The organism is Nocardioides marmoriginsengisoli (genome assembly GCF_003725695.1).
GTDB lineage: Bacteria > Actinomycetota > Actinomycetes > Propionibacteriales > Nocardioidaceae > Marmoricola > Marmoricola marmoriginsengisoli.
Genome location: NZ_RJSE01000007.1, coordinates 1,600,120 through 1,624,881 on the forward strand (window position 1 = coordinate 1,600,120; position 24,762 = coordinate 1,624,881).

Consider the following 24,762-nt stretch of genomic DNA (forward strand, 5'->3'; position numbering starts at 1 on the left):
TCCAGAAGACTCGGCTAACGTCGGCTCGTGCGCGCGATCAGACGATTCACCGTCCGTCCCGTCCTCCCGTCGAGCCTGGCCGCGGTGCTGGACCTGGCCACCAACCTGCGCTGGTCCTGGCACCCGCCGACCCAGGACCTGTTCGCGGCGATGGACGCCGACGCGTGGGCCGAGTCCGGCCACGACCCGGTCAAGATGCTCGGGTCGATCCTGCCGAGCAGGCTGGACGAGCTCGCCGCCGACACCGCGTTCCTGGACCGGCTCGCGGGGGTCCGCGCCGACCTGGAGGCGTACCTGACCGGGGACCGCTGGTTCCAGAAGAGCGCGGCGCCGACGACGATCGCCTACTTCTCCCCGGAGTACGGGATCACCTCGGTGCTGCCGCAGTACTCCGGCGGCCTCGGCATCCTGGCCGGCGACCACCTCAAGACCGCCAGCGACCTGGGCGTCCCGCTGATCGGGGTCGGCCTGCTCTACCGGCACGGCTACTTCCGGCAGTCGCTCTCCCGGGAGGGCTGGCAGCAGGAGACCTACCCGGTGCTCGACCCGGACGGGCTGCCGATCACGCCGCTGCGCGAGGCTGACGGGTCGCACGCCCAGGTCCGCCTCGACATCCCCGGCGACCACCCGCTGCTGGCCCGGATCTGGGTCGCCCAGGTCGGCCGGGTCCCGCTGCTGCTGCTCGACTCCGACGTCGAAGCCAACCCTCCCGCCCTGCAGGAGGTCACCGACCGGCTGTACGGCGGCACTCCCGAGCACCGGTTGCGCCAGGAGCTGCTCCTCGGGGTCGGCGGCGTCCGGGCGCTGCGCGCCTGGTCCCGGATCACCGGCGCTCCCGAGCCGGAGGTCTTCCACACCAACGAGGGCCATGCCGGCTTCCTCGGCCTGGAGCGGATCCGGGAGCTCAGCGTCGCCGAGGGCGGTCCCGGGCTGGCCTTCGCCGAGGCGCTCGAGGTCAGCCGCGCCGGCACCGTCTTCACCACCCACACCCCGGTCCCGGCCGGGATCGACCGGTTCCCGCGGGACCTGATCGCCCAGTACTTCGGCTCGCAGAGTGCGGTGCCCGGGGTCGCGGTCGACGACGTGCTGGCACTGGGAGCCGAGGACTACGAGGGCGGTGACCCGGGCGTCTTCAACATGGCGGTGATGGGCTTCCGGCTGGCCCAGCGCGCCAACGGGGTGTCGCTGCTGCACGGCCAGGTCAGCCGCGGCATGTTCAACGGCCTCTGGTCGGCGTTCGACGAGACCGACGTGCCGATCACCTCGATCACCAACGGCGTGCACGCGCCGACCTGGGTCGCCCGCGAGGTCTTCGAGCTGGCGACGTCGCTCGGCGCGGACGTGGACTCCGACGACGACCAGGTCTGGGACGTGGTCGACAAGATCCCGGCCGCCGACCTCTGGGCGACCAAGCGCGCGCTCCGGCTGCGGCTGGTCGAGGATGCGCGCGCCCGGCTGCGGAAGTCGTGGCAGCAGCGCGGCGCCGCCCCGGCCGAGCTCGGCTGGGTCGACGAGGTGCTCGACCCGGACGTGCTGACGATCGGGTTCGCGCGCCGGGTGCCGTCGTACAAGCGGCTGACGCTGATGCTGCACGACCGGGACCGGCTGACCCGGCTGCTGACCGACCCGGAGCGGCCGATCCAGCTGGTGATCGCGGGCAAGTCGCACCCGGCGGACGAGGGCGGCAAGAAGATGATCCAGGAGATCGTCCGGTACGCCGACGAGGCGGGCGTCCGGCACCGGATCGTGTTCCTGCCGAACTACGACATCGCGATGGCGCAGCCGCTCTACCCCGGCTGCGACGTCTGGCTGAACAACCCGCTGCGGCCCTACGAGGCCTGCGGCACCTCCGGCATGAAGGCGGCGCTGAACGGCGGGCTCAACCTCTCCATCCTCGACGGCTGGTGGGACGAGTGGTACGACGGCGACAACGGCTGGGCGATCCCGTCGGCGGACGGCATCGACGACCCGGACGCCCGGGACGCGATCGAGGCGAACGCCCTCTACGAGCTGATCGAGAACGAGGTCGCCCCGCGGTTCTACGACCACGATGAGACAGGTTTGCCGATCCGCTGGATCGAGATGGTCCGGCACACCCTGAAGTCGCTGGGGCCGAAGGTGCTCTCCACCCGGATGGTGCGCGACTACGTCGAGCGGCTCTACGTGCCGGCTGCCGGCGCGGCCCGGGAGATCAACTCCGACTACGACGGAGCGCGCGACCTGGCCTCGTTCAAGGCCCGGGTCCGGGCCGGCTGGGAGCAGGTCCGGATCGACCACCTCGACTCCGCGGGGGTCTCCGAGTCGCCCGAGGTCGGCGGCGCGCTCGAGCTGAAGGCGTACGTCAGCCTCGGCGACCTGGCTCCGGGCGACGTCGCGGTTCAGCTGGTCCACGGCCGGGTCAAGGGGGAGGACGCGATCCTCGAGCCGGCGGTCAGCACCCTCGACCTGGTCGAGACCTACGAGGGCGGGCGGCACCGGTTCGAGACCCGGCTGGTCCTCGACCGCCCGGGTCCGTTCGGCTACACCGTGCGGGTGCTGCCGCGGCACCAGGCGCTGGCATCGGCTGCGGAGCTGGGGCTCGTCGCCCTAGCCTGACTCCCATGCCCGTCGGTGACCTGGACTCCCTCGACACCGCCCTGCTCGCGACCGGCGCCTCGATCTTCACCGCGCTGTCGGGCACCGCGAACGTGGTGATGCAGCTCAGCCGTCCGGAGGTCGGGTACGGCGTCAAGGACAGCCAGGTGGTCGAGGGCAGCCTGTTCGGCAACCCGCGCCGCCGGCAGCGGACCACCGTGGGCCTGCTCGCGGTGGCGACCCTGGGCACCGCGGACGAGCGGGCGGCGTACCGGAGGGCGACGAACGCGTCGCACGCCCGGGTCCCGAACGCGTTCGACCCGGAGCTGCAGCGCTGGGTCGGTGCCTGCATCTACCGCGGCTTCGAGGAGGCTCGCGAACTGACCTACGGGCCGCTGCGCGGTGCCGAGCGGGAGGCGTTCTACCGGCAGGGGGCGATCTTCGGCGGGATGCTGCAGATGCCGGCCGAGCTCTGGCCGGCGGACCGGGACGCCTTCGAGGAGTACTGGCGCACCGGCCTCGCCGGCGCCCGGATCGACGACGCCGTCCGGGAGTACCTGCTCCGGGTGATCCGCCTGGAGTACCTGCGTCGGCGGATCCCGGGGCCGGTCCTCCGGTTCCGGTTCTGGTTGGTCAGCGGCTACCTCCCGGCCGAGCTCCGGGCCCAGCTGGGACTCACCTGGACGCCGCGGCAGCAGAAACGATTCGTCCGGTTCAACCGCATTCTGGGAAGAATCGTCCGTCTCCTGCCGCCACGAGCGCGGAATTGGCCGTTCACCCGCTCGATCCGCGGCATCCGTTCCCGGCTGGCCGACGGCCGCGACCTGTTCGATTCCTGAGACGTGCTACTCACCAGTAGGACCCGTGGCACCATTCTCGCCATGACTGAGACCGCAGCCACGATCAACGAGACCCTGGTGCTCCCGTACCTCAACCACGCCGTGCGGATGTACGAGCAGAAGTACGCCCTCCGCGGCGACATCGACGCCGCCATGCGGTTCGGCTGCGGCTACCCGCGCGGCCCGCTGACCACGCTGGACGAGCTCGGCCTGGACACCGTCCGCGACGCCCTCGCGGCCCGGTACGCCGAGACCGGCGACAACCTGCACAAGCCGGCCGACCTGCTCGAGTCGCTGGTCGCCGAGGGCCGCACCGGCAAGGCCGCCGGCCGCGGCTTCTACACCTACGCCGACGGCGAGGTCGTCAGCGACGACGAGACCCCGTCGGCCGACGACAAGCCGCAGCTCAAGCACGAGATCGCCAAGGTCGGCGTCGTCGGCACCGGCACGATGGCCTCGGGCATCGCCCAGGTCTTCGCCCAGAGCGGGTACGACGTGGTCTTCGTCGGCCGCGGCGAGGACAAGGTCGCCGGCGTCATCGCCGGGATCACCAAGGGCCTGGACAAGCTGATCGAGCGAGGCAAGTCCGATGAGGAGACCAAGGCCGCCGTCCTGGGCCGCCTGACCGGCGCCACCACCCGCGACGCCCTGGCCGACGTCGACATCGTCGTCGAGGCCATCGCCGAGGACCTCGACCTCAAGCTCGAGCTGTTCCGCGACTTCGACCGGATCATCAAGCCGGGCGCGATCCTGGCGACCACCACGAGCTCGCTGCCGATCACCCAGCTGGCCGAGGCGACCGCGCGTCCGGAGTCGGTCATCGGCATGCACTTCTTCAACCCGGCGACCGCGATGAAGCTGGTCGAGGTCGTCACCGCCCCCGCCACCGGCGCGGACGTCAACGAGACCACCCTCGCGCTCTGCGCCAAGGTCGGCAAGGTCGCCGTCTCCTGCGCCGACCGCTCCGGGTTCATCGTGAACTGCCTGCTGTTCCCGTACCTCAACGACGCCTGCACCCTGGCTGAGGCGGGCACCGAGCTCACCGTCATCGACGACGCCATCAAGGCCGAGGCCGGCTTCCCGATGGGTCCCTTCCAGCTGCTCGACGTGGTCGGCAACGACGTCTCGCTGGCCATCCAGAAGGAGCTCTTCGCCGAGTTCAAGGAGCCCGGTTTCGCGCCGGCCGCCTCGCTGGAGAAGGTCGTCGCCGACGGGCACCTCGGTCGCAAGACCAAGCGCGGGTTCCACGACTACAGCTGATCCTTCCCGGACGTCGAGCTTGCCCCGGACGTCGAGCTTGTCGAGACGCCGCAGCTCGACAAGCTCGACGTCCGAGGCTCAGACGGCGGGCTTCCAGGGCTTGAGCCAGTCGGTCTCCGGCCAGCCCTCGATCGCCGCGACGAGCTCGTAGAGGGTGGCTCCGTCGACGCCCTCGCGGATGATGTCGGCGTGCCCGGCGTGCCGCGCGAGCTCCTCGATCAGGTGGAACCAGACCCAGCGGACCGACCAGGCGTCGATGTCCTTCGGGTTCCAGGGTGCGTCCGGCACCGGGACCGGGGCGGCGAGGTCGGCGGTCGCGACCGCGTCGAGCACCCGGGCGCAGACCTGGTCGAACCGGGCGAGCAGCGGCTCGAGCCCGGCCTCGGGGTCGTAGCGGAACCCGTCGCCGTAGTCGGCGACCGCGGCCGGGTCCGCCGGCGCCGGTCGCGACGGTGCCGCCAGGGCGAGCTCGAGCCAGTGCTCCTGAGTCTCGGTGACGTGCTTGATCAGGCCGCCGAGCGTCAGCGCGCTGACGGTGCTGACCTCGCCGGCCTGGGCGTCGGTGAGGCCGTGCACCACCACCCGGAAGGCGTCCTGCTGCTGGGCGATGTAACCGATCAGGGCTTCGGTCTCGTTGCTGACGGGGGCGACTTGTGCGGCCATCGGGCTGTCCTTTGCTCGGGGGATCTGGTGGTCGGTTCCATCGTCGCGTCCCAATAGGACAGATTCTGTCCGCATGTTCTGCCATTCTGGATCCGTGCCCGATCTCGAGCCCGGCGCCGGCCCGACCCGCCGAGCGCTGCGCCTGCTGAGCCTGCTCCAGTCCCGCCCGACCTGGAGCGGACCGGAGCTGGCCGAGCGGCTCGGGGTCACCACCCGCAGCGTCCGGCGCGACGTCGAGCGGCTGCGGTCGATGGGGTACCCGGTGAACGCGCAGCAGGGGACCATCGGCGGTTACCAGCTCGGGGCCGGCCGGGCCCTGCCGCCGCTGCTCCTCGACGACGAGGAGGCGGTGGCGGTCGCGGTGTCGCTGCGGCTCGCCGCCGGCGGGACGGTGGCCGGCGCGAGCGAGGCGGCGCTCCGGGCGCTGACCAAGCTCGACCAGGTGCTGCCACCACGGCTGCGTTCCGAGATCGCCGCGATCCTCGCCGCCACCGACATGATCGACAGCCCGGCCACCGAGGTCGACCCGGACGCGCTGCTGGCGCTGGCCAAGTGCTGCCGGGACCGCCGCCGGGCGAGCTTCGAGTACGTCGCCCGGGAGGGCGCCCGGACCGAGCGCCGGGTCGAACCGGTCCGGCTGGTCGCCACCGGACGGCGCTGGTACCTGATGGCCTGGGACCTGGAGCGCGAGGACTGGCGGACCTTCCGGCTGGACCGGATGACCGCGGTCACCGAGAGCACCTGGCGGTTCGACTTCCGCGAGCACCCCGACCCGGTCGAGTACGTCGGCCGCTCGATCAGCTCGCCGTACCGGTTCCTGGCGCGGGTGCACGTGCGGGCGCCGTACGACGAGGTCCGCGCCCGGGTGCTGCCGGCGTACGGCACGGTCAGCCCGGTCGATGCGGACCGGTGCCTGCTGGAGGCCGGGAGCGGCAACCTGTACGCGCTGGCCTTTCACCTGTGCTGGCTCGGCTGGGACATCGACGTGCTCGAGCCGCCGGAGCTGCGCACGGTGCTGGCCGAGCTCGGCGACCGGATGACCCGGGCCGGCCGGTCGGCTCAGTCCTGACCGAGGCCGCTCTCGCGCGCGGTCACGATCGCGGCCGAGCGGTCCCGGACGCCGAGCTTGTTGAGCACGTTGGAGACGTGGTTGCGCACCGTCTTCGGGCTGAGCACCAGGCGCCGGGAGATCGCCAGGTTGTCGAACCCGCGGGCGACCAGGTCGAGCACCTCGCGCTCCCGGTCGGTGAGCTCCGGGAACGGCACCCGGACGGCGGTACGCCCCGAGGTGACGGTCGCCATCGCCCGCTCCGCGATCTTGGGCCCGAGGATCATCGCGCCGCCGGCGACCGCGCGCAGCGCCTGCTCGACCTCCTCCGGGGACGACGCCTTGAGCAGGTAGCCGCGAGCACCGGCGCGCATCGCGGCGACCACGGACTCGTCGTCCTCCTGCATCGTGACGACCAGGACGGCCAGGCCGGGCCGGCGCCGGACGATCTCGCGGGTCGCCTCGATCCCGGAGTCCTCGCCCAGGTGCAGGTCCATCAGCACCACGTCGACGGTCTCGGTCGCCGCGTCGTACGCCTCCTGGGCGGTCTCCGCCTCGGCGACCACCCGGACGCCGTCCAGCGAGTGCAGCAGCGCGGTCATGCCCAGCCGGAAGACCGGGTGGTCGTCGACGATCAGCACCCGGATCTCGTCGGCGGACTCAGGCACGGGACACCTCCAGGGGCAGCACGGCCCGGACCCGGGTCCCGCTCGGTTGGTTGTCGAGGACCTCGAGTATCCCGCCGAGCTCCTCGGCGCGCTCGCGCATCGAGGAGCTGCCCACGCCGGGGACGGCGTCCGGGCCGATCCCGGAGCCGTCGTCGGCGATCTCGACCACCAGTGCGTCCTCGCGGACGGCGGCGTCGAGCCGGCACCGGGTCGCGCCGCTGTGCCGGCCGGCGTTGGAGAGCGCCTCGGTGGCGATCGCGTACGCCGTCGCCGCCAGGCCCGGGTCCAGTCCTGCCGGGATGCCGGTCGCGGTGCTGGTCACGTCCAGCCCGGTGTCGCGGTGCCGGGCCGCCAGCTCGGCGAGTGCGGGCCCGAGGCCGAGCTCGTCGAGGACCGGCGGCAGCAGGCTGTGCGAGAGGCTGCGGACGTCCTGGACGCGCTGGTCGAGCTCACCCTGGAGCTGCTGGAGGATCTTCCCGGCCGCCTCGTCGTCGCGGCCGAGGAGGTTGCGCGCCCCCTGGAGGCCGAGCCGGAGCCCGGCCAGCGAGGGGCCGAGGCCGTCGTGGATCTCGCGCCGGATCACCCGGCGTTCCTCGAGCCGGACCCGGGTCAGCCGCGCCCGGGCCTCGTCGACCTGGCGGGCCTGGTGCAGCACGGCGAGCGCCGTCGCGGCCACGGCTCCGAACTCGGCGATCATCTGCTCGCCGCGGGGACCGAGGGACTCTCCCGCCGGCAGGGTGACCTCGACGGTGCCGACCTCCTCGCCGCGGTGCAGCAGCGGCACCACGGTGGGCGCGGACGTGGGTTCGCCCCAGGGCACCGCGCGGGCGCCGATCGGCCGGATCGTGACCGACTCCAGCCGCATCCCGGTGCCCAGGTCGCGAGCCAGCCCGGCGAAGAGCTCGTCGGCGCTGCCGGCCTCGCCGAGCTGGTTGCCGAAGCGGCGGACCAGGTGCGCCGGGTCGGCCACGGCGTCGCCGTACACGAGCCGGTTGACCCGGGCCTCCGCGACCAGGCGCGCCGGCTGGACGGCGACCGCCACCGCGGCCGCGCTGACCAGGTGCGCGAAGCCGTCGCCGGGAATGACCTGCTGGGCGACCAGCGAGACCAGCAGGTAGACGCCGACCAGGCCGAGGGCGAGCAGCGCGGAGAGCGTCGCCCGGCTGATCGCGAGGTCCAGCCCCCACATCCGGCCGCGGAGGACCGCCACCAGGATCGCGGCCGGGAACAGGGCTTGCGCGGCGAGGTGCAGGGCCGGGGTGATGCTGAGGACGTCCAGGAAGTTCCAGGTGTCGCCGAAGAGGGCGACGGTGGGGACCTGCAGCTCGTCGTCGTACCCGATCGGCATCGTCAGCGGCAGGAACGAGAGCGCCATCACCAGCGTGCCCAGGGCCAGCCAGCCGAGCCCGTTGCGCTCCTCGGCCGGGCCGGTACGCCGGCGGAGCTCGACGGCGGCCGCGGTCAGCACGCCGAGCGCGACGGTGACGATGAAGAGCGTCCGGTCCCAGGCGCCCTCCTTCGCGTAGCGCTCGTAGACCATGACGGCGATCACGCCGGTGCCGGTCACCGGGCCGAGCCACTCCCAGCGCAACGGGCGGTCCCGGATCAGCCAGGGGATCACCAGGAAGAGGGCGAGGGTGCCGGGCACCCAGGCGGTGTTCTGCAGCTGGGCGTCCTCGACGTACGGGGTCAGCCGGCCGAAGAACGGGGCATCGGGGTAGCGGAGGGTGAGGGTCGTCCAGCCGTAGCTGAGCGAGGCCAGGCCGCCGCCGACGGCCGTGACCGCCAGGATCCACGGGACCGGGTGCCGGCGGCGGGACAGGGTGACGGCGGCGACCGTCCCGTAGACGATCGCCACCATCACGTCGACGGCGAAGAACCAGAAGCCGATGTCCGCCGAGGGTCGGGCCACCACGACGAGCGCGACCGCGAGCGCAGCGATCGCCCAGGCGGCGACCGCGATCGCGGTCGCCACCCGGGGCATTCCGGGAACCGGAGAGGTCAGGGACATGGTGGCCGAAGCGTAGGGCGGCGACCCGGCCTCCTGCCGTCCTTTCCGGCAAAGGTCCTCGGTCAACTCAGCTCGTCGCGGTCGCCGAAGGCGAAGCCGAGCGCGATCACGAAGACCAGGATCGGACCGGTGAACCCGGCCATGTACTGCAGCGGGGAGATCCCGGCGACCAGGGTGAGACCGCCGAGGATCGCACCGACCCAGCCGATCCAGCGCGGCGCGGCCGCCTGCTTGAAGACGGCGACCGCGATCGCGACGCCGGCCACCCCGGCGCCGACCCAGAGCCACGGGACGGTGCCGACCCAGTGCCCGTACAGGGCACCGACCTCCGGGACCAGCTCGCCCTTCGGCGCGTTCACGCCGAAGATGAACTCGGTGTCGAGGGCGCTCCCCATCAGGCCCGCGACCGAGGCGAGCAGCAGGCCGGCGGCGGCGACGTCCGGCAAGATGCTGCCGGCCCGGGTCTGCTCGCCCAGGCGACGGCGGATGCCGGCGGCGAAGACCAGCAGGGTCACGCAGGCGAGCATCGTGAACGTGTGGAACGCGATCAGGTTCCCGGTGGCGTCCTTGAGGCTCGCCACGATCTTCTCGGCGTTGCCGAGGTTCTCCTCCTCGTAGACGGCGGAGACGCTCAGCGAGGCGCCGATGGCGAGGATGCCGGAGAGGCCGGCGGCGACGCCGGCGTAGGCCCAGCCGCGGCCGGGTCCGGCGGAATCGGCCTTGCTGCCCGCGCGGCGGGGGAGGGTGGAGGTCGCCGTGGACATGGCGTCGGTTCCTTTCGATCTGGTCAGGTTGTCCGGACCAGGCTGGTGCGCCCGCCGTCCCGGCCGCCACGGGCGGGCGTCCCGAGTTCCCGGGCTCCTGGCCGGGCCTAGGCTGGACGCATGACCCGGGTGCTGCGGACGCTGCTGATCGCGCTCGTCCTGCCGCTGCTCGTTCCCGGAGCCGCCGAGGCGTCGGTGACCCCGCTGCCGACCGCCGGCGACGCCGACTACCAGCTCGGCGGCACCCGCTCGGTGCCGGAGTCGGTGACGATCGTGGTGCGGGACCGGCGGGCGGCACCGGTCCCGGACCGGTACAACATCTGCTACGTCAACGGCTTCCAGACCCAGCCGGACGAGCGCAGGTTCTGGCGCAAGCACGGGGGGCTGGTGCTGAAGAGGAACGGCCGCCCGGTCGTGGACGAGGGCTGGGGGGAGTGGCTGCTCGACACCCGGACTCCGGCCAAGCGCCAGCGGCTGGCGACGATCCTCGGACGCTGGATCGACGGGTGCGCACGATCCGGATTCGACGCCGTCGAGTTCGACAACCTCGACTCGTTCTCCCGGAGCCGCCGGCTGATCAGCCGGGCCGACAACAGGGCGATGGCCCGGCTCCTGGTCGCCCGCGCCCACCGCGCCGGACTGGCCGCGGGCCAGAAGAACTGGGCGGAGTGGAACGGACGTCGTGCCGGCTTCGACTTCGCGATCGCCGAGAGCTGCGGCCGGTGGCGGGAGTGCGGTGCGTACGTCGCCCACTACGGCGCCCGGGTGGTGGCGATCGAGTACCGCCGCGCGGACTTCGCCTGGACCTGCGCGCGCTACGGCGACCGGCTCCCGGTGGTGCTCCGCGACCGGGACCTGACGAGCGCCGGGGTCCGCCGGTTCTGCTGACCCGGATCTGGCAGGCTGGCGTGGTGAACGCGCTGCACACCACCTCGTACGGCGAGCAGGGCAGCCGGGTGGTCTTCCTGCACGGCCTCTTCGGTCAGGGGCGCAACTGGACCCAGCACGCCAAGGCGCTCGCCGTCGAGCACCGGGTGCTGCTCGTCGACCTGCCCGACCACGGCCGATCGACCTGGACGCAGGGCCCTCCCGGGGGACGGGGCTTCGACATCCTCGAGGTGGCCGACACGATCGCCGGGGAGCTGGCCGGTGACGATCCGGTCGCGCTGGTGGGGCACTCGCTGGGCGGCAAGGTCGCGATGGCGCTGACGCTGCGCCATCCCGGGCTGGTCGAGCGGCTCTGCGTGGTCGACATCGCACCTGTCGCCTACCAGCGCGCCAGTGAGTTCGCCGGGTACATCGAGGCGATGCGCGGGCTCGACCTCGCCGCGCTGGCTCAGCGCGCCGATGCCGAGGACGCCCTCGCCGCGGCGGTGCCGAACCGGACGGTGCGATCGTTCCTGCTCCAGAACCTGCGCCGCGAGACCGACCCCGGCGGGGCGAGCGGCTGGCGCTGGCAGGCCAACCTGCTGGGACTCGGCCGCGACCTGGGGGCGATCAGCTCCTGGCCCGAGGACGGGCTGGCCGGTACGGCGCCGTACGGCGGCCCGGTGCTCTGGCTGGCCGGGGCGAACTCGGAGTACGTCACGGACGAGTACGCCCCCGCGATGGACCGGTGGTTCCCGCGGAACCGGCGGGTGACGATCAAGAACGCCGGGCACTGGGTGCACTCGGAGCAGCCGGAGGTCTTCCTCGAGGTGCTGCGGCGGTTCCTGGCGTAGCGGGTCAGCCGCTCTGGCGGGCGCGATAGGCGGCGACCGCGTTGCGGTTTCCGCACGTCGTCGAGCAGAACTTCCGGGAGCGGTTCCGGGACAGGTCCAGGACCACCCCGTCGCAGTCCTCGTCGGCGCAGACGGCGAGACGGGACATCTCGTCGGCCCGGATCACGTCGACCATCGCCATCGCGGTCTCGACCACGATCCGCACGTCCAGCGGCTCGGAGATCGCGACCGCGTGGATGTGCCAGTCCAGGTCGCCGTGCCGGATCAGCTGGGGGACCGCCTGGGCCTCGGTGAGCATCGTGTTGACGGTCGCCACCGCCTCGTCACGGGTGCAGGTCAGCAGGGCACGCAGGTCGCCGCGGAGCGCGCGGACGGCGTCCAGCTCGGCGGTGGTCCGCTCGTGCGCGCCGGTGTACTGGTGCCGCTCGTAGAACGCGTCGAGGTCGGCGACCCGGGTCAGGGTGTCCGGCTCCAGCTCGGAGTTCGCCAGCTCGACGGCAGCCAGCAGCGCCGTCTCGGTGTCATGAGCAAAAACCATTTTGACAGATTACCACTTGAGTCCGTACTGTCATGAGCCATGAAGCAGTTCACTCATGACGCACCGCAGGGAATCGCTACCGGCCTGGGCTGGGCGCTGCTCTCCGCGGCGTTGTTCGGGACCTCGGGCGCCCTCGGCAGCGGCCTGATGGACGCGGGCTGGTCGGCCGGCGGGGCGGTCGCGGCCCGGGTGAGCATCGCCGCGCTGGTGCTGCTCGTCCCGGCCTGGATCGCCCTGGACGGGCGCTGGTCGCTGCTTCGCGCCGAGCTGGGCACGCTCGTGGCCTACGGACTGGTCGCCGTTGCCGGCTGCCAGCTCGCCTACTTCAACGCCATCCAGCACATGGAGGTCGGCGTCGCCCTGCTGATCGAGTACGCCGCCCCGGTGGCCGTCCTGGGCTGGGCCTGGTTCCGGCACGGCCAGCGTCCCGGGCGGGTGACGATCCTCGGCTCCGTGGTCGCCGTGCTCGGCCTGGTGCTGGTGCTGGACGTGGTCTCGGGGGCGAGCGTCAGCATCCCCGGTGTCTCCTGGTCGCTGCTCGCGATGGTCGGGGCCGCGGTGTACTTCATCCTCTCCGCGCGCCGGAGCGAGCTGCCCCCGCTGGTCCTCGCCGGCGGTGGGCTCGCGCTCGCGGCGGTCACGCTGATCGGTGCCGGCGCGATCGGCGTGCTCGACCTGTCCGGTTCCACCCGGGACGTCGACTACTCCGGGACCACGGTTCCGTTCTGGGCGCCGCTGCTGGCTCTGGGTCTGCTCTCCGGGGCGATCGCGTACGTCAGCGGTATCGCGGCCTCGCGGCGACTGGGCTCCCGGGTGGCGTCATTCGTCGCCCTGATCGAGGTGCTCTTCGCACTGCTCTTCGCCTGGCTGCTGCTCCGCCAGCTCCCGGGCGCGATCCAGTTCGCCGGTGCCGGCTTGGTACTGATCGGCGTGATCGTGGTGAAGGCGGGGGAGAAGCAGACGGTCCGGCTCCAGGTCGCCCCGGAGCCGGACACGGTGCTGGCGGAAGCCGCTTAGGCCTCCTCGGCCTCGTCCTCGTCCTTGTCGTCGTCGCTGCCGAAGCCGGCGACGACGTCCTTCAGGGCGCCGAGCTGCGCGACGATCGCGTCGCGGCGCTTGGAGACCCGGGCCACTTCGGCCTTGATCGCGGAGAGCGCCCGCTCGGACTCGGCGTGGCCGGAGCTGCGCAGGCTCTCGGCCTCCTTCTTGGCGGCGTTGACCAGCTGCTCGGCCTCCCGGCGGGCCTTGGAGAGCAGCGAGTCGGCCTCGGCCTGGGCGTTGTCGCGGTGCAGGTTCGCGGCGTTGATCGACTCCCGCGAGCGGTCCTCGGCGGCGTTCGCGCGGGCCTCCGCCTCGGAGACCAGCCGGTGCGACTCCGTCGTGGCGGTCTCGTGGTGCTCCGCCGCCTCGCGGACCAGTCGCTCGCGCTCGACGGCCATCACCCGGCGGGCCTCGCTGACCTCGCGGTCGACGCCGGCCCGGGCCTGCTCGACCTCGCGGGCGGTGCTGGTGCGCAGGGCGGTGGTCGCCTGCTCGGTCGCCAGCCGCAACTGGTCGGCCTCGCGCTGGGCGGCCGCGAGGTGGTCGTCGGCGTCGGCCTTGAGCCGGCGGCGCTCGGCCTCGATCTCGGCCATCGTCCGGATCCGCAGGTCGTCGAGCTCGCCGAGCTGGACCACGCGCATGTCGTCGGCGTCGCTCTCGGCCTGGGCGCGGACCGCCGCGGCGTCGCGCTCGGCCTGGGCCAGCAACGAGGCGGCCTTCTCGGTCGCCTCGCCGAGGACGTCCTCGGCCTGCTCCTCGGCCAGGCGCAGCATCTCGCTCGCCCGGCCGCCGAGACCGGCGTACGACGGGGCCTCGACCTCGCTGGCCTTCTCCTGGAGCCGGGCGTTCTCGGCCTGGCCTGCGCGGACCTTCTCCTGGGCCTCGTTCAGGCTCGCGATCAGGCCGGCCTTCTCCGCCGAGATGGTGCGCAGGTGCTTGTCGACCGCGTCCTTGTCGTACCCGCCGCGACGGACCAGCGGCAGTGCGGCGGCACTCGTCGAGGCGGCCTTCGGCGGCACCAGCGGTGCGTTCGCCGAGCGGGCGGGCTCCGCGGTGGCCGGCGCTGCCGGCGCGGCGACGGGAGCGGCCGGAGCGGGTGCCGGCTTCGCGGCGGCGGGTGCCGGCGGTGTGCTCTGATCGACGACCCGGGGGATCACCTGCGTCGGCTCGTCCGCGTCGGCGGCCTCGTCGAAGATGGACAGTCCTCGGTCGTCACTCATGGTTTCCCTCATGGTCGGCGGTTGCATCGATTAGCCCCTCGAACCCAGTCTTGCCGATCGTGGACCGGAATCCCAAGCCGACCACAGTCCGGATACGCCGACGGGGCCCGATCTCCGTCCCAGGACGGAGATCGAGCCCCGGTGACGGGTGCTCGAGCCGGGATCAGACGCCGCGGAAGGCGTTGATCTTGTCGAGGTGCTTCGCGCGGAGCTCGGGGTTCTTGACGCCGAGGCCCTCCTCGGGCGAGAGGCAGAGGACGCCGACCTTGCCCTGGTGCTTGTTGTGGTGCACGTCGAGCGCGGCCTGGCCGGTCTCCTCGAGCTTGTAGGTGCGCGACAGGGTCGGGTGGATCTTGCCTTGGGCGATGAGGCGGTTGGCCTCCCACGACTCGCGGTAGTTGGCGAAGTGGCTGGAGATGATCTTCTTCAGGTTCATCCACAGGTAGCGGTTGTCGTACTCGTGCATGTAGCCGGTGGTCGACGCGCAGGTGGTGATGGTGCCGCCCTTGCGGGTGACGTAGACCGAGGCGCCGAAGGTCTCCCGGCCCGGGTGCTCGAAGACGATGTCGATGTCCTCGCCGCCGGTGAGCTCGCGGATTGCCTTGCCGAAGCGCTGCCACTCCTTCGGGTTCTGCTTGGTGCCCTCCTCGTTCCAGAACTTCGGAGCGAGCTCGGAGCGGTTGATCACCATCTCGGCGCCCATGTTGCGCACGATCTGGGCCTTCTCCTCGTTGGAGACGACGCAGACCGGGTTCGCGCCGCCGTTGAGCGCGTACTGGGTGGCGAAGCCGCCGAGGCCGCCGGAGGCACCCCAGATGAGGACGTTGTCGCCCTGCTTCATGTTGCCGCCGTTGGAGGAGACCAGCTGGCGGTAGGCGGTGGAGTTCACCAGGCCGGGCGAGGCCGACTCCTCCCAGGTGAGGTGCTCGGGCTTGGGCATGAGCTGGTTGGCCTTGACCATCGCGACGTCGGCGAGACCGCCGAAGTTGGTCTCGAAGCCCCAGATCCGCTGCGAGGTGTCGAGCATCGTGTCGTTGTGGCCGTCGGGAGCCTCGAGCTCGACCGAGAGGCAGTGCGCGACGACGCGGTCGCCGGCCTTCCACCGGGTCACGCCCGCGCCGGTGGCCAGCACGACGCCGGACAGGTCCGAGCCGACGATGTGGTACGGCAGGTCGTGCCGCTTGGAGAGCTCGGACTCGCGGCCGTAGCGCTCCAGGAAGCCGAAGGTGGAGACCGGCTCGAAGATCGAGGTCCAGACGGTGTTGTAGTTGATCGAGCTGGCCATCACCGCGACCAGGGCCTCGCCCGGGCCGAGCTCGGGGAGCGGGACCTCGTCGAGGTGGAGCGACTTGCGGGGGTCCTTGTCCCGCGACTCCTGGCCCTCGAACATGTCGACCTCGTCCTTGTGGACCGTCACGGCCCGGTAGGACTCGGGGAGAGCGAGGGCTGCGAAGTCCTCGCTGGAGGCATCCGCGTTGATCGCGTCGAGAATGTGCTGCACGTCAGGAACTCCTGCTCTCTGGCTTACTTGCTGACTCGGGGCCGAATGTTACCCGCGAGTCACGTGGTGTGGGCCGGGCTGTGCCCGACGTCTCAGTGGCCGGTAATCCGGCGCCTCAGTGGCCGTCGGCGGCCGGCTCGACCAGCTCCACCAGGACCCCGCCGGCGTCCTTGGGGTGGATGAAGTTGATCCGGCTGTTGGCGGTTCCGCGCTTCGGGGCGTCGTACAGGAGGCGCAGGCCGCGCTCGCGCAGCACCGCGGAGGCCTTCTCGACGTCGGTGACGCGGTAGGCCAGCTGCTGGAGGCCCGGGCCGGAACGGTCCAGGAACTTCGCGATCGTCGACTCGTCGTTGAGCGGGGCCAGCAGCTGGATCCGCTGGGTGCCCGAGAGATCAGCGTCGCCTCCGCCCCTGTTGATCTGCATCATCGCCTCCTCGACCTTCTGCTCCTCGTTGACCTCGCGGTGCGCGACCGTCATGCCGAACGCGGTCGTGTACAGCTCGATCGCGGCGTCCAGGTCGGGGACGGCGACGCCGACGTGGTCGATGCAGAGGAAGAGTTCGTCGGGCAGGCCCAGGGGAGTGGTCATGGGCACATCTTCATGGTGCGGCGACCCAACCTCAACGACCTGTGACGAGGCCGACAACCAGTATTAGGTGCCGGTGATACCTTGATGCCGCTTCCGCCGACCCCCAGGAGTCTTGAATGTCCGACCGTCTGCTCGAGGTTTTCTCGGAGGGACTCTCGATCCCCGTCGCCGAGCTCAACGACGAGACCAGCCCGACCAACACCTCGGCCTGGGACTCGCTGGCCGCGATGGAGATGGTCACCCTGATCGAGGACGAGTTCGACGTGCGCCTCAAGGTCGCGGAGATCATGAAGATGCGTTCGATCGGCCTGGCCCGGACGGTTCTCCGCGGCAAGGGCGTCGAGGGCATCTGACAACGCGGATGACGGTGACTGACCCGAGCACGGTGGTCGGCCTCACGGCCAGCTTCACGCCTCAACCACTGGTCAGGCCGCTGCGCGCTGCCCTGGAATCGGCCCTGGAATCGGTTCTGGGCGACTCGGCAACCGCCGAGGTGCTGGTCGCCGACTTCAACCAGGTGCACCAGACCCTGCTCGACCCGGCCTCGAGCTTCGAGAAGCCGCTCGACCGGCTGCTGGTGCTCTGGCGGATCGAGGACGTGTTCTCGGCCGCCGTGACCATCTGGGTGATCGAGTCCGGGGACGCCTCCGCGCTGGTCGCCGACGTCCGGCAGCTGGGCGCGCTGGTCGCCCAGGCCGCGGCAGCCGGCGTACCGGTCGTCGCCACGATCCCGCCGGTGCCGGAGTTCTCCTGGCTGGACCCGCTGGACACCCGCACCAGCGTGCGGCTGACCGTTCTGCACGGCCAGCTGGTGGCCGCGTTCGTCGACGGGATCGGTCAGGCGCCGGTGACCCTGGTCGACCTGGCCGCTCTCCAGCGCCAGCACGGCAGCGCCCGGGCGCACGACACCCGCAACGACCTGATGTACCACCAGCCCTACACCAGCGAGTTCGCCAAGGTCCTCGGCACGCTCCTCGGCGAGGCGCTCGCCCAGCTGGGCCGGCCGACGCCGAAGGTGCTGGCCGTGGACGCCGACAACACCCTGTGGGGCGGGATCGTCGGCGAGGACGGCGCCGACGGCATCCTGATCGGCGACAGCTTCCCGGGCAACGGCTTCCGCGCCCTGCAGCAGGGACTGGCCTACCAGGCCGCCAACGGAGCCCTGCTCGCGATGGTGAGCAAGAACAACGAGCAGGACGTCGAGGAGGTCTTCGACAACCGCTCCGGGGACATGGTCCTCGGCCGGTCCAGCTTCGCCGCCAAGCGGGTCGACTGGAACAGCAAGGCCGACAACATCGCCGCCATCGCCGCCGAGCTGAACCTGGGCATCGACAGCTTCGTCTTCATCGACGACAACGACGTCGAGCTGGACGAGGTCCGGCAGCGGCTGTCCGGTGTCGAGGTCGTCAAGGTCACCGACGAGGCTTCCGAGATCGCCGAGCTGACGGCCGGCTTCAAGGCCTTCCGGTTCGCCCGGGTCTCCCAGGAGGACCGCGAGCGGACCGCGATGATGCAGATCGAGGCGGACCGCAAGTCCGCCGCCTCCGGTGCGCTCTCGCACGAGGACTTCCTGCGGTCCCTCGAGCTGACCGTCCGGGTCTTCGAGCCGACCGAGGCGCACGTCGGACGGGTCGCGCAGCTGATCAACAAGACCAACCAGTTCAACCTGACCACCATCCGGCGCGACGAGGCCGAGGTGGCCGCCCTGGTCGCCGACGGCACCCACCGGGTCTACGCCGCCGAGGTGTCGGACCGGTTCGGCGGCTACGGGCTGGTCGCGGTCGCGATCGTGGAGACCGGCGCGGAGCGCTGGGACGTGGACACCTTCCTGATGAGCTGCCGGGTACTGCGCCGCGGTGTCGAGGACGCGATCCTGGCGTGCATCGCCGAGGACGCTGCGGCTGTCGGAGCCACCGCGCTGCGCGGACGCTACGTCCCGTCGGCCAAGAACGTCCAGGTCGCCGACTTCTACACCGAGCGCGGTTTCAGCAGCTCCGGAGAGGGTCAGTACGACGCCGTGCTGCCGATCGCCCCGGCGGCGGACCACGTGACGGTGCTCCGCGATGCTTGACAGCGATCCGTTCCTGTACTTCTCCGACCTGCTCGTCCTGATGGTCGTCGTCGTACCGCTCTACTACGTCGCGCCCTGGGCCTGGTTCCGCCAGCTCCTGCTCGGCCTGACCGGCGTCTACCTGACCTTCCTGATCGCGCCGCGGCTGCTCGCGTTCTACGTGCTCTTCTGGCTGCTGGTCTACGTCTTGCAGCACGCCGCCCGGCTGTTCCGGGACCGCCGGTTCAGCTGGCTGTGGACGACCCTGCTGATCGGGCTCGCCCTGGCGCCGATGCTGACCTGGAAGCTGTTCGCGGACTGGTCGGTACCCGAGTTCAACATCCAGTTCAACGCGCTGGTCGACTGGCTCAACCCGTGGGTCGGCTCGATCGACCGGGTGCGCAGCCTGATCCTGCCGATCGGCCTGAGCTTCGCGACCTTCCGCGCGGTCGACCAGCTGATCAAGGTGCGCCTGGAGATCGTCGAGCCGCTCTCGCCGCTGCGGCAGTTCTCGTTCGCGTTCTTCCCGTCCGTGCTGGTGATCGGCCCGGTGATCGAGTACACCGAGATCGAGTCCGGGCTGGCGACGAAGCCGCGCTGGGATCCGCAGGACACCCTGGCCGGGATCCTCACCGTCGCCCTGGGCGCGATCAAGGTGTTCGGCATCGCCTACGTCCTCCGGGGCAGCCAGGGCGTCTTCGGGACGAGCACCAGCGACGGGTCCCCGCTGGAGTACTGGCTCGAGCTGGCGATGTACGCCTGGTACTTCTACTTCAACTTCTCCGGGTTCTCCGACATGGCGATCGGCAGCGCCCGGATCCTCGGCTACCGGCTGGCACCGAACTTCAACAACCCGTACCTGAAGACGAACCCGCAGGACTTCTGGAACAGCTGGCACATGAGCCTGACCCGGTTCGCCCAGCGCAACGTGTTCGTGCCGATGGGCGGCATGCGGGCGCGCACCCAGTACCTCGCCATCGTCGCGACGATGATGGTGATCGCGCTCTGGCACGACGTCAGCTTCTCGCTGCTGATCTTCGGTGCGTACCACTCGGCGGGTCTGATCGGGCACCGCTGGTGGATCGCCCGGCACCCGGTCCCCGCGGACCGCCCGCTGGTACGCCGGGTGGGCGCGAACGTGCTGTTCTTCGCGTTCTACCTGCTCAGCCTGCCGCTGCTCAGCCTCGAGCTGTCCTCGCTCCTCGACTTCTACGGGAGGCTGCTGTGGTGATCGTCGACCGGTTGCTCGCCTGGCTCCGGACGGGGCCCGGCTACGTCCCGACGCGCTGGTCGCTGCTCCGGATCGCGATCGTCACCGTGGTCGCGCTGGTGGTGGCCGGGATGGTGCTCCCGGGGAAGATCAGCACCATCGACGACGGCAAGTACAACGGCCTGGCGACCAAGACCACCCGCAACATCGCGCTCCCGTTCGGGGACACCCGCGGGTTCCGTCCGACGGATCGACCGAACTCGTTCCGGGTCGCCTGGGTGGGCGGGTCCGAGCTGCTCGGCAAGGGCCTGGGGAAGCGCGCGTTCATCCCGGGGGTCGCCGCCAAGGAGATCGGCCGGGTCGGGGGCAAGCCGATCTCGACCGACATCTACTACATGGACGCGATCCGGCTCACCGACGAGCTCAGCGCCCTGACCAGCGCGGTCGCGTCCAAGCCCGACCTGGTGGTCGTCAGCCTCAACCCGGTGTGGGTGATGAACGACCTGGCCGTGCAGCAGTGGGGCTACCTGGACGGCAACCTGGCGCTGCACAGCGTCGACAAGCCGGCGCTGTGGCCGGTCGTCGCCTCCCTGGTGAGCCCCGGCGACGCCGGGTGGAAGGTGCTCTCCGGCATCAGCGGTGTCGTCAACGACCGCTATGACTGGGGCGTCGACCTGACCGAGAAGACCGCCGGGTGGTCCTTCCTGCACGAGATCAAGGACGCGAAGCCGCCGGAGCTCTCGAAGCTGGCCCAGCTCGGGCTGCGCCGCCCGGTGGACTTCTTCTTCGGGGAGTCCCAGGAGGTCGAGGACGCCGCCGGTGACGTCACCGCTGCCCAGTTCGCGATCCTGGCCCGCGAGGTGGCTTCCCGGTCGTCCTTCAACCGCACCGTGCTGCGGGCGATGATGGACGTCGTCGACCGCGCCGGCGTGGACGCGTACTTCTACATGCCGCCGATCAACGCCGAGTTCTACCAGCACCCGGAGGCGAAGCGGTACGTCGACCAAGTCCGGGCGATGCTGGCCGAGGCGTCCGAGGGCCGGACCAACGCGCACCTCTTCCTCGACCCGCAAGGTCTCCAGGACCGGGTCCCGGAGACCGAGTACGAGGACATCGTGCACGTGCTCGACCCGAAGCCGGAGGCGGGCGTGCTCGCCGACGACCTCTGCAAGCTGCTCAAGTCCTGGAACCGGGACCCGACCTGCGAAGGGCGCTGAGGATGGAACCCGAGAAGACGCCGACGGAGCGCCGTACCGGCCTGCCGTCGCGGTTGCTGATCGAGCTGGTCATCGGGCTCGGGCTCGCCGGCGCGGTGGTCCTGGTGGCGTGGGCCTCCAGCACCGCGATCCGCTTCGTGTACGGCGGCTACTGAGATGCCGGCGATCGGCGGGGACCAGGAGCTCGGCCCGGGGCTGCACCACGTCGGCTACGTGGTGCCGCGGATGGCGGCCGGGATCCGGCGCTTCGAGGAGGCCGGCGGCGAGGTCGTGATCGGGCCGACCGACGACCCGGGGCTCGGGGTCAGCTGCGTGCTGATCCGGCTCCCCGAGGGTGTCGACATCGAGCTGGTCGCCCCGCTGCCGGACAGCGAGTCGCCGATCACCGCGCGGCTCCAGCGCGGCGGCGGCCTGGATCACCTGTGCTTCTGGGTCGACGACCTCGACGCCTCGCTGGCCCGCGAGCTGGAGAACGACGCGATGCTGCTGGTGCCGCCGACGCACGCGCTCACCTTCGACACCACGATCGCCTTCGTGCAGCGCCGCGGCGGCCTGGTCGTCGAGCTGATGAGCACGAAGCGCTGAGCGTCAGGCCTTGGCCAGCACGTAGGCGACGTTGATCGGCAGGTTCTGCTCGCGGGACTCCTCGAGGGTCTTCCCCTCGTAGGGCAGCCGGAGCGGCTCCACGATCCGCAGCCCGCTGCCGGTGATCATCTCCTCCAGCTCGTCGGTGGTCCGCCACAGGAAGATGTGGTCGACCGCCGGCGCGTTGATGCAGGTGGTGATGAAGATGTACGCGTCGTCCTTGGCCAGCTCGGCGATCCGGCGCAGGAAGACCTCGGGCTGCTCGACGTGCTCGAGAACCTCGCCCATGACGACGGCGTCGAACGAGCCGGCCTCCAGGTCGGCGGCCTCCAGGAAGTCGCGCAGCTCGACCCGGGCCGGCGCGCCCGGGTGGAAGTGCTCGACGATCGTCCGGGTCTGCTCCACGCTCGCGGCGGAGAGGTCGACGCCGAGGTAGTCGTCGAAGCTTCCGGTCTCGATCGCGTCGAGCAGCAGGAAGCCGTGCCCCGGGCCGACCTCCAGGTAGCGACCGCCGCGGTCGCGGGGGATCGTGCGGTGCAGGAGCCGGGCCATCTCGACGTGGTTGGGCCAGAGGAAGTTCGTGATCGCCAGCCCGTACATGTAGCGGTCCATGTACTCGCGGTCGTGGTAGACCGCGTCGGCGACCTCGGCGAAGGTCGAGTGCCGGTAGGTGCCGTGGTCGCGGAAGTAGATCTGCTCCTCGAGGGTGTCGCCGAGGATGGTCAGGTAGCTCTCCGCGAGGTAGTCGAGGGTCAGGCCCTTGCCCATGCAGAACGAGAGGTAGCCGGAGAGGCGGGTCACCTCCTCGGGGGTGGCGCCGCTGATCGCCTGGTCGAGGAAGCTGCGATGGACGGGATACTGGTCGGCGATGTTCTCGAGGAGGCTGTCGACGACGGCTGTGGTCTCAGTCATAGCGTGTGCAGGCTACCGCGACGGCCGTGACAGGCAACCCCGACATGCGGCGGCCCGCCGGCGTGCGGGCGTGTGACCGGTACGACATCGATCGGGGGCGAGACCCCCTCCCGAGATCGGTGACCGGTGGGTAGTGTCGGGGAGTTCCCTTTCTTGCTCGTCAGAGCGTTCCTTCAGGAGGACCCATGTCCGTCAATGTCATCGTCGCCGGCGCCCGTACGCCGATCGGCCGCCTGCTCGGCGGCCTGAAGAGCCTCTCGGCTGCTGACCTCGGTGGCGTCGCCATCGCGGGCGCCCTGGAGAAGGCCGGCGTCGCCGCCGACAAGGTCGACTACCTGATCATGGGCCAGGTCATCCTGGCCGGCGCCGGCCAGAACCCGGCCCGCGCGGCCGGTCTCGCCGGCGGCCTGCCCGCGAACATCCCGTCGATCACGATCAACAAGGTCTGCCTGTCGGGCCTGAACGCGATCGCGATGGCCGACCAGATGATCCGCGCCGGTGAGCACGAGATCATCGTGGCCGGCGGCATGGAGTCGATGACGAACGCCCCGCACCTGCTGCCGAAGTCCCGTGAGGGCTTCAAGTTCGGCGACACCAGCCTGGTGGACTCGATGGCGTACGACGCCCTCTACGACCAGGCCACCAAGCAGGCGATGGGCGGCCTCACCGAGCAGATCAACGCCGAGGGCGTGAAGCTGACCCGCGAGGAGCAGGACGCGTTCGCGGCCGCCTCGCACCAGAAGGCCGCCGAGGCCTGGAAGAACGGCGTCTTCGACGAGGAGGTCGTCCCGGTGACGATCCCGCAGCGTCGCGGCGACGCGATCGTGGTCTCCGCCGACGAGGGCGTCCGCGGCGACACCACCGCCGAGTCCCTGGGCAAGCTGCCGGCGGCGTTCGCCAAGGAGGGCACCATCACCGCCGGTTCGGCCTCGCAGATCTCGGACGGCGCCTGCGCCGTCGTCGTGATGAGCAAGGCCAAGGCCGAGGAGCTGGGCCTGGAGTGGCTGGCCGAGATCGGTTCGCACGGCATGGTCGCCGGCCCGGACTCCAGCCTGCAGCTGCAGCCGGCCAACGCCACCAAGCTCGCCTGCGACAAGGAGGGCATCGCCCCGACCGACCTCGACCTGATCGAGTTCAACGAGGCGTTCGCCGCGGTCGGCATCGAGTCCACCCGCGCGCTCGGCCTGGACGAGTCGAAGATCAACGTCAACGGCGGCGCGATCGCCCTGGGCCACCCGGTCGGCATGTCCGGCGCCCGGGTCGTGCTGCACCTGGCGCTCGAGCTGAAGCGCCGCGGTGGCGGCATCGGCGCGGCGGCCCTGTGCGGTGGTGGCGGTCAGGGTGACGCCCTGATCGTGCGCGTCCCGAAGGCGTAAGTGAGCCGCAGAACGACAGCAGACGTCCCCGGACTGGTCGCGAAGGCCAGGTCCGGGGACGCTCGTTCTGTCGCCCGGCTGATCTCGCTGGTCGAGGACGCCTCGCCGCTGCTGCGCGAGGTGATGGCGCTGCTCGCCCCCCTGGCCGGCGGCGCCCACGTCGTCGGCATCACCGGCTCGCCCGGGGTCGGCAAGTCCACCTCGACCAACGCCCTGGTCGGTGCGCTGCGGAGGCAGGGCAAGCGGGTCGGCGTCCTGGCGGTGGATCCGTCCTCCCCGTTCTCCGGCGGCGCGCTGCTCGGTGACCGGATCCGGATGCAGGACCACGCGCTCGACCCGGAGGTGTACATCCGGTCGATGGCCTCCCGCGGTCACCTCGGCGGACTCTCCTGGGCCGCCCCGCAGGCGCTGCGGGTGCTGGACGCGGCCGGTTGCGACGTGATCCTGGTCGAGACCGTCGGTGTCGGGCAGAGCGAGGTGGAGATCGCCTCGATGGCCGACACCACCTTGGTGCTGCTCGCGCCCGGGATGGGTGACGGCATCCAGGCGGCGAAGGCCGGCATCCTGGAGATCGGTGACCTCTACGTGATCAACAAGGCGGACCGCGACGGCGCCGACACCGTACGCCGGGAGCTCCGCGGCATGCTCGCCCTCGGTGAGCGCCCCGAGGGTTCCTGGAACCAGCCGATCCTCAAGACCGTGGCGATGCGCGACGAGGGCGTCGACGAGGTGGTCGAGGCGATCGACGCGCACCTGGCCCACCTGCGGGACTCGGGAGAGCTGGCCCGGCGCCGGGCGCTGCGGGCCCGCGAGGAGATCGAGGCGATCGCGGTGACCTCGCTGCGCGAGCGCTGGGGCGACGTGCACGCCCGCACCGAGCTGGACGTTCTCGCCGAACAGGTCGTGGCCGGAACCACGGACCCCTACGCTGCTGCGGACGAGCTGCTCGCCACCTACGCGGAGTGAAGGAGTCCC

24 protein-coding genes are annotated in these 24,762 nt (G+C 71.2%); 15 read left to right on the forward strand and 9 right to left on the reverse strand.

Features of this window, described 5'->3' with window-relative positions; genetic code table 11:
- Positions 1-27 precede the first annotated feature (27 nt).
- The 3 genes from glgP to EFK50_RS16215 are packed head-to-tail and all read left to right on the forward strand — an operon-like array spanning position 28 to position 4,673.
- Positions 28-2,595, forward strand: a complete 2,568-nt coding sequence (glgP, locus tag EFK50_RS16205) for an alpha-glucan family phosphorylase (protein ID WP_123228526.1) — start codon at positions 28-30, stop codon at positions 2,593-2,595.
- A gap of 5 nt (positions 2,596-2,600) precedes the next feature.
- Positions 2,601-3,413, forward strand: a complete 813-nt coding sequence (locus EFK50_RS16210) for an oxygenase MpaB family protein (protein ID WP_123228527.1) — start codon at positions 2,601-2,603, stop codon at positions 3,411-3,413.
- A gap of 42 nt (positions 3,414-3,455) precedes the next feature.
- Positions 3,456-4,673 (forward strand): 3-hydroxyacyl-CoA dehydrogenase NAD-binding domain-containing protein, encoded by a 1,218-nt coding sequence (locus EFK50_RS16215; protein WP_123228528.1) that lies wholly within the window; start codon positions 3,456-3,458, stop codon positions 4,671-4,673.
- A 78-nt stretch (positions 4,674-4,751) separates the two neighbouring features.
- Here the strand turns inward: EFK50_RS16215 and EFK50_RS16220 are convergent, their stop codons facing one another.
- Complete coding sequence (locus EFK50_RS16220; RefSeq protein ID WP_123228529.1) at positions 4,752-5,336, reverse strand: DinB family protein; 585 nt, start codon at positions 5,334-5,336, stop codon at positions 4,752-4,754.
- Positions 5,337-5,430: 94 nt separating this feature from the next.
- Here EFK50_RS16220 and EFK50_RS16225 point away from each other — a divergent pair, with 94 nt between their 5' ends.
- Positions 5,431-6,405, forward strand: coding sequence for a helix-turn-helix transcriptional regulator (locus tag EFK50_RS16225; protein WP_246004178.1), 975 nt, complete (start codon positions 5,431-5,433; stop codon positions 6,403-6,405).
- Here EFK50_RS16225 and EFK50_RS16230 read toward each other — a convergent pair.
- The 3 genes from EFK50_RS16230 to EFK50_RS16240 form a co-directional block, all read right to left on the reverse strand.
- Positions 6,396-7,052 carry a response regulator transcription factor gene (locus tag EFK50_RS16230; protein WP_246004179.1) on the reverse strand — a complete coding sequence of 219 codons (657 nt, stop codon included), beginning with the start codon at positions 7,050-7,052 and terminating at the stop codon, positions 6,396-6,398. The two genes, EFK50_RS16225 and EFK50_RS16230, sit on opposite strands and share 10 nt — an antisense overlap.
- The gene (locus EFK50_RS16235) at positions 7,045-9,063 is read right to left on the reverse strand and encodes a sensor histidine kinase (RefSeq protein WP_123228531.1); all 2,019 of its coding nucleotides are present in this window, start codon (positions 9,061-9,063) and stop codon (positions 7,045-7,047) included. The genes EFK50_RS16230 and EFK50_RS16235 overlap by 8 nt, the downstream gene beginning before the upstream one ends.
- A gap of 62 nt (positions 9,064-9,125) precedes the next feature.
- A complete protein-coding gene (locus EFK50_RS16240) occupies positions 9,126-9,827 on the reverse strand; it encodes a hypothetical protein (RefSeq protein ID WP_123228532.1) in 702 nt (233 codons plus the stop codon).
- Positions 9,828-9,947: 120 nt separating this feature from the next.
- On the opposite strand from EFK50_RS16240, the gene EFK50_RS16245 reads away from it, so the two are divergent.
- Both EFK50_RS16245 and EFK50_RS16250 read left to right on the forward strand, forming a co-directional pair.
- Entirely contained in the window at positions 9,948-10,715 is a 768-nt protein-coding gene (locus tag EFK50_RS16245) for an endo alpha-1,4 polygalactosaminidase (RefSeq protein ID WP_123228533.1), read from the forward strand.
- A 23-nt stretch (positions 10,716-10,738) separates the two neighbouring features.
- Positions 10,739-11,548 (forward strand): alpha/beta fold hydrolase, encoded by an 810-nt coding sequence (locus EFK50_RS16250; protein WP_123228711.1) that lies wholly within the window; start codon positions 10,739-10,741, stop codon positions 11,546-11,548.
- 4 nt (positions 11,549-11,552) lie between these two features.
- Here the strand turns inward: EFK50_RS16250 and EFK50_RS16255 are convergent, their stop codons facing one another.
- A complete protein-coding gene (locus tag EFK50_RS16255; RefSeq protein ID WP_123228534.1) occupies positions 11,553-12,086 on the reverse strand; it encodes a CGNR zinc finger domain-containing protein in 534 nt (177 codons plus the stop codon).
- Between the two features lie 39 nt (positions 12,087-12,125).
- Between EFK50_RS16255 and EFK50_RS16260 the strand changes: the two genes are divergently transcribed.
- Complete coding sequence (locus tag EFK50_RS16260; RefSeq protein WP_123228535.1) at positions 12,126-13,103, forward strand: EamA family transporter; 978 nt, start codon at positions 12,126-12,128, stop codon at positions 13,101-13,103.
- Here the strand turns inward: EFK50_RS16260 and EFK50_RS16265 are convergent.
- The 3 genes from EFK50_RS16265 to mce form a co-directional block, all read right to left on the reverse strand.
- On the reverse strand, positions 13,100-14,347 hold the full coding sequence (locus EFK50_RS16265) for a hypothetical protein (RefSeq protein WP_123228536.1): 1,248 nt from the start codon (positions 14,345-14,347) through the stop codon (positions 13,100-13,102). The genes EFK50_RS16260 and EFK50_RS16265 overlap by 4 nt on opposite strands.
- A gap of 163 nt (positions 14,348-14,510) precedes the next feature.
- The gene (gene ccrA, locus EFK50_RS16270) at positions 14,511-15,848 is read right to left on the reverse strand and encodes a crotonyl-CoA carboxylase/reductase (protein ID WP_123228537.1); all 1,338 of its coding nucleotides are present in this window, start codon (positions 15,846-15,848) and stop codon (positions 14,511-14,513) included.
- Positions 15,849-15,963: 115 nt separating this feature from the next.
- The gene (mce, locus tag EFK50_RS16275; RefSeq protein WP_123228538.1) at positions 15,964-16,437 is read right to left on the reverse strand and encodes a methylmalonyl-CoA epimerase; all 474 of its coding nucleotides are present in this window, start codon (positions 16,435-16,437) and stop codon (positions 15,964-15,966) included.
- Positions 16,438-16,553: 116 nt separating this feature from the next.
- On the opposite strand from mce, the gene EFK50_RS16280 reads away from it, so the two are divergent.
- From EFK50_RS16280 to EFK50_RS16300, 6 genes are read left to right on the forward strand one after another with little or no spacing between them, the layout of a single operon-like run.
- Complete coding sequence (locus EFK50_RS16280; RefSeq protein ID WP_123228539.1) at positions 16,554-16,790, forward strand: acyl carrier protein; 237 nt, start codon at positions 16,554-16,556, stop codon at positions 16,788-16,790.
- A gap of 14 nt (positions 16,791-16,804) precedes the next feature.
- Positions 16,805-18,508 carry an HAD-IIIC family phosphatase gene (locus EFK50_RS16285; protein WP_183407863.1) on the forward strand — a complete coding sequence of 568 codons (1,704 nt, stop codon included), beginning with the start codon at positions 16,805-16,807 and terminating at the stop codon, positions 18,506-18,508.
- Positions 18,501-19,718, forward strand: a complete 1,218-nt coding sequence (locus EFK50_RS16290; RefSeq protein WP_123228541.1) for an MBOAT family O-acyltransferase — start codon at positions 18,501-18,503, stop codon at positions 19,716-19,718. Before EFK50_RS16285 ends, EFK50_RS16290 begins: the two co-directional genes overlap by 8 nt.
- Positions 19,712-20,914, forward strand: a complete 1,203-nt coding sequence (locus EFK50_RS16295; RefSeq protein WP_123228542.1) for a hypothetical protein — start codon at positions 19,712-19,714, stop codon at positions 20,912-20,914. The genes EFK50_RS16290 and EFK50_RS16295 overlap by 7 nt, the downstream gene beginning before the upstream one ends.
- Positions 20,915-20,916: 2 nt before the next feature.
- The gene (locus tag EFK50_RS22260) at positions 20,917-21,069 is read left to right on the forward strand and encodes a hypothetical protein (protein WP_183407864.1); all 153 of its coding nucleotides are present in this window, start codon (positions 20,917-20,919) and stop codon (positions 21,067-21,069) included.
- Between the two features lies 1 nt (position 21,070).
- Positions 21,071-21,499 carry a VOC family protein gene (locus tag EFK50_RS16300; RefSeq protein ID WP_123228543.1) on the forward strand — a complete coding sequence of 143 codons (429 nt, stop codon included), beginning with the start codon at positions 21,071-21,073 and terminating at the stop codon, positions 21,497-21,499.
- A 3-nt stretch (positions 21,500-21,502) separates the two neighbouring features.
- Here EFK50_RS16300 and EFK50_RS16305 read toward each other — a convergent pair whose 3' ends face one another.
- A complete protein-coding gene (locus EFK50_RS16305) occupies positions 21,503-22,411 on the reverse strand; it encodes a class I SAM-dependent methyltransferase (RefSeq protein ID WP_123228544.1) in 909 nt (302 codons plus the stop codon).
- Between the two features lie 185 nt (positions 22,412-22,596).
- Here EFK50_RS16305 and EFK50_RS16310 point away from each other — a divergent pair, with 185 nt between their 5' ends.
- Together EFK50_RS16310 and meaB are read left to right on the forward strand one after the other, a co-directional pair.
- Positions 22,597-23,787 carry an acetyl-CoA C-acetyltransferase gene (locus EFK50_RS16310; RefSeq protein ID WP_123228545.1) on the forward strand — a complete coding sequence of 397 codons (1,191 nt, stop codon included), beginning with the start codon at positions 22,597-22,599 and terminating at the stop codon, positions 23,785-23,787.
- Positions 23,788-24,753: a methylmalonyl Co-A mutase-associated GTPase MeaB gene (meaB, locus tag EFK50_RS16315; protein ID WP_123228546.1), complete on the forward strand. Its 966-nt coding sequence runs from the start codon at positions 23,788-23,790 to the stop codon at positions 24,751-24,753. It begins immediately after the preceding gene.
- Positions 24,754-24,762 lie beyond the last annotated feature (9 nt).